The organism is uncultured Maritalea sp. (assembly GCF_937139385.1).
Taxonomy (GTDB): Bacteria; Pseudomonadota; Alphaproteobacteria; order Rhizobiales; family Devosiaceae; genus Maritalea; species Maritalea porphyrae_A.
In genome coordinates, this window is record NZ_CAKZPW010000117.1 from 1 (window position 1) to 4528 (window position 4528).

General features: G+C 50.6%; 4 protein-coding genes and 1 pseudogene. 1 reads left to right on the forward strand and 4 read right to left on the reverse strand.

What is annotated here, in order from left to right; all coding sequences use genetic code 11:
- The 3 genes from Q0231_RS04775 to Q0231_RS04785 form a co-directional block, all read right to left on the reverse strand.
- On the reverse strand, positions 1–131 hold a 131-nt coding region (locus Q0231_RS04775; protein ID WP_299345749.1), incomplete at its 3' end, for a type II 3-dehydroquinate dehydratase.
- A gap of 127 nt (positions 132–258) precedes the next feature.
- On the reverse strand, positions 259–1131 hold the full coding sequence (locus Q0231_RS04780) for a DsbA family protein (protein ID WP_299345741.1): 873 nt from the start codon (positions 1129–1131) through the stop codon (positions 259–261).
- Between the two features lie 32 nt (positions 1132–1163).
- Positions 1164–2504: a M48 family metalloprotease gene (locus tag Q0231_RS04785; protein ID WP_299345744.1), complete on the reverse strand. Its 1341-nt coding sequence runs from the start codon at positions 2502–2504 to the stop codon at positions 1164–1166.
- 103 nt (positions 2505–2607) lie between these two features.
- Between Q0231_RS04785 and Q0231_RS04790 the strand changes: the two genes are divergently transcribed.
- On the forward strand, positions 2608–3768 hold the full coding sequence (locus tag Q0231_RS04790) for an aminotransferase class I/II-fold pyridoxal phosphate-dependent enzyme (RefSeq protein WP_299345747.1): 1161 nt from the start codon (positions 2608–2610) through the stop codon (positions 3766–3768).
- 33 nt (positions 3769–3801) lie between these two features.
- Here Q0231_RS04790 and Q0231_RS04795 read toward each other — a convergent pair.
- A pseudogene (locus tag Q0231_RS04795) lies at positions 3802–4528 on the reverse strand (hypothetical protein); the annotation flags it as partial.

The following is a 4528-nucleotide window of genomic DNA, read 5'->3' on the forward strand; positions in this document are numbered from 1 at the left end:
TCGGACCGGGCGCATTCGTCTGCGCACGCGGCTTCAATTTCAGCTAGGCGGATATTGCCATAAATGTCGCCTTCACGGTTCCCCAACAAGTTGAGATTTGGTCCGTTCAGAATTGCGATTTTTTTGGTCATCAACGCCTCTACTTATGCCGTTCGCCACAAAAGTGTGATGTGACTATACGAAATTGGGCGAAAAGGCAAAGGGTTGCAAGACAATCCTTTGCTCTTTTTGACATTTTATAGATAAAATGGGCTGATTTTATAGATTACACGTCGCTTTGCCGCATTCGCGCATGTTTTTCACCTTTTCCCGCATCTCAGCGATGCCGACTGCGCCGCGTAGGATTTCATCACCAATGATGAAATTTGGTGTTGAAGAAATGCCCAATGAATCTGCGATTTGGTAATTGCGCCCAATTGTATCGGTGACTGTTTTGTCGCCCATTTGCAATTCCAGCTCAATCGGGTTCATGCCCAGTGCTTCAGCTGCTTTTAGTGCTGTGGCCTTGTCGATTTGACCGCGTGAGGCAAAGACTTGCTGATGGAAATCCATATAGCTGACGTCTTTGTCGCGCGCCACCAATACAGCTATCCGCGCCGCATCTACAGAGCCTTGGCTTAGAATTGGGAACTCTTTGAGAATGAGGCGAACATTTTTGTCTTCGTCCAGCAACTCAATTACATCGGCAAGTGCTTGGCGACAGAAACCACAATTATAGTCAAAGAACTCAACCAGGGTGACATCACCTTCTGGATTGCCCAAAACTACGTGATCCGGATCATCGTAGATCGCGCCGTGCAAGGTGGACAATGCCGCTTTGGCTTGTTCATTCTGCTCGCGTTCTGTTTCTTGCTGTAATGCGATTGACATGCGCTGCAAAATTGACGGATTGGCAATCAGGTAGTTTTCGATAACGGGGCCAAGTTGAGAGGTATCCACGGGGGTGCTTTGGCCCTGAGTTTTTGTTGTTTGCAGTGAGCCGATCTTTTGTTCGATAGCGTCATCGATTAGTTGCTGAATTTCTGAGGTCGAAAGCTGGGGCTGCTGCTGTGTGATGGAAACCGCTGCGAAGAGAATGGCGGCAGCGAGCAACAGGGCGCCGGTAATGAAGTAAATGGTACGAGCTTGCATTTTAAATCTTTCGAATCAGAATGAGTTTGAGATCAAGTTAGGGACAATATGTCGTCAGAACGCAACCAAGCAGGCGTTCCTTTGGTGAGATTGCGTTGTGCCTTTTTGGCGAGACTGCGCGCCAAACCCTCTTCTCCATTCAGCAAGGCTGCTTCTGCTGAGGCTAGGTCGGCTTGGCCTTTGTCGCCAAGTTTTGCATAAGCACGCGCGAGTATCGCAAAGGGACGTGGTGATTTTGGTGAAGTTGCCGACACACGTTTGAGCTGACGAATGGCTTCTTCTATGTTTGATGTGTCGCCTGTATCGGCCAACGCCAAAGCGTAGATCAAACGAAATTCAGGTTCATTTGGCGAAAGCTCAACTGCGCGTTTTAGCGGTGGGATGGCTTTGGCTGGCTGGCCGGTTTCATAATACATTTGTCCGAGCATTTCCTGGAAGTTTGGATTGCGTGGATCTGCATTGGCTAAAGCGGCCATCTGTTTTACAGCACTTGCGGCTGCGCCAGCGCGATAACCGGCAATTGTGCGGGCATAGCGCGCTGCGATTGACTTGTCTGTATTTGGATATCTGTTCAGCACTGTTTGGCTTCGTTCGAGAAAACCTGTAAGTTTCGCCTTGACCAGTTCAAACCGCATGATGTCTTTTTGACTATCTCGTTTTTTGCGGAACGGACTGCCTGAGGCACGGTTTTGAACTTGGTTGATGCGGTCTTGGGCGAGGGGGTGTGTACCCAAATACCCCGATGCGCCCGCGCTTAGACCCTGATTGCTTTTCAGCGTATTAAGAACATCGATCAATCCCTCGGGCGATTGTTTGGTGCGCTCAAGATAGGAGATGGCTGCAGCATCGGCGGCGCTTTCTTCTGATCGGCGATAGGCCATAAAGGCGTTTTGGCTGGCAGAGGATGCCCCAATTATGAAGGCACTGGCCATACGCCCCAGATCCTCACGGTTTTCTTGCCCCGCAGCCGCGGCAAGTACGCCCACACCCAACAACATCGACACTGCCTGCACTTTGGCTTGCACCTCGGCCTGCTCGCGCAATCTTTGCAAATGACCACCTGCCAAATGTCCAATTTCATGGGCTAAAACGGCTTTGAAGGCATTGGGTGTTTTCGCGTCAATGATGGTGCCATAATTGATGAAGAGCGAGCCGTTTTCGATCACAAAGGCATTAAACCGCCGGTCGTTGACCAAATAGATTGGTAGGTCGCGGTTGTTGATGCCAGCCGCTTTCATCAGGGGGGCGGAAAAGTCTCGGATCATGGACTGGGTTTCAGCGTCCGTAATCAATCGCAGGGTTTGGGCTTTGGCGGCTATCGGGGCGAGGAGAACGGCCAGTCCAAAAAGAAGTGTGGAGAGAATTCTTACCATTGTTGAATTGACCTTTGCGCCCCAATCGAATTATGGCCTGATGCAAGATAGTTTTTGACGTCATACCTTTATGGCACCTAATGCAAGAAAGTTGGGCACTTTAATGGCGAAATCACAAGAGTTTGATGCGTTGCGACCGTTTTATGCGATGGAGATTTTGGCTCTCGCAAAGCAAAAAGAAGCGCAGGGCACCAAAGTTTGCCATTTGGAAGTGGGAGAACCGGGTGCTCGCGCTGCGCCGCAAGTTCGTGAGGCGGTGGCCGCAGCGGTTCAGAATGAGCCACAAAGCTATACACATGCCAAAGGCAATGCGTCGCTTCGAGAAGGTTTGGTCAATTATTATCGCCAGCGGCACAAAGCAATTGTGGATCCTGAAGACATTCTTGTGACCAACGGGTCGTCGGCTGGGTTTATATTGGCCTTTTTGGCAGGGTTCGAACGCGGTGCAAAGATTGCAGTAACGCGGCCCGGTTATCCAGCCTACTTAAACATTTTGTCCAGCTTGGGTTTTGAACCTGTTGAAATCGAGTTGTTTGCCGAAAAGAGTTGGCGCTTGGATGCGGATGAAGTGCGTTCGGCATATGAGAAACAGCCTTTTGCAGGATTATTGTTGGCGTCGCCTGCCAATCCCACTGGCGCTATGATTGAACGTGAGGAACTTGAAGAGATCATCAAGACCTGCCGTGATTTGGGTGTTCGGTTTATCTCGGACGAGATTTACCACGGGCTCAGCCATGGCATGGCTGAAACATCAGCGCTTGAATTTGGCGACGATGCGATCATCATCAATAGTTTTTCAAAATACTATTGTATGACCGGTTGGCGATTGGGCTGGATGGTCTTGCCAAAAGATATGGCGCGGCGCACAGAGATTATGGCGCAGAATATGTTTATTTCTGCGCCCAGCATGTCCCAATTGGCGGGTGAGGTGGCGTTGAAATGCAGGGACTATTATGACGCGCAAAAAGTCCACTATCTGACCAATGGTCTGCTTTTGACCCGGGCATTGCAGGAAATGGGCTTTGGCGATGTTTGTCAGTCCGACGGCGCGTTTTATGCTTATGCGAACGTTTCAAGCTTTACCGATGACAGCGTCGAGTTCTGTAAAAAGCTCTTGGAGCGTGCTGATGTGGCCGCAACGCCCGGTGTTGATTTTGACCGGGTGAATGGCAATAAGTTTGTGCGGTTTTCGTATGCTGGCTCGCGGGAAACGATCGAAGATGCCATAGAAAAAATGGCCGGCTTTTTAAGCCGACCATTGTAATATTCAAACATTGTCATTGAGCGTGGCGCTCTTCTAGTTGCCTAGAATGTTGCGCTGCCACCAGCCCTTTTTCACCTTCTTTTCAGGCTCTGCTGGTGTGTCTTCTTCGGACTTGGCCGGAGAAGATGAGGTCACGATAATACCCTCTTCAGGTAGTTTCTTTTCAGCGCGCTCGGGCCGTTTGCTTGGCTTTTCTTCAGTTTTCACTTCAATCGGCGCAACCTCGGCAGGCTTTTCTTCTTTTGGCTCTGCTTTCGCCGGTTTTTCTTCAGCAGCCTTTGCAGCATTCTCAGCAGCCAAGGCTTCCGCCGCTTTTTCAGCGTTTGATTTGCGACCACGACGACGTTTTGGCTTTTCTTCTGTGGCTTCAACCGCGTCGGGTTTGGAAGCTTCAGGAGTTTGTGCCACTTCTGCGCTTTCTTGCGCCACGACTTCAGACTGTTCATCAGTCTTTTTGCGCCGTGGGCGACGGGTGCGCTTTTTCGGTTTCTCGTCAGCGGTTTCAGCTTCGGGTGCGGCTTCGCTTACACTTGGCGCTGATTCAATAGCTGCAGCAGCTTCGGCGTCCATGGCTGGTGCTTGTGTGCCTTCTGATGGACCAGAAGCTTCTTCGCTTGCTGTTTCACCATCATTTGTGGCTGTTACGCCATCTTCTTGAACGCGACGGTTGCGGCGACCACCACGACGGCCCCGACGACGACGCTTTTTGGGCTGATCATCATCGCCGTCTTCATCGTCGATGTCCTTGGCTCTTGCAACC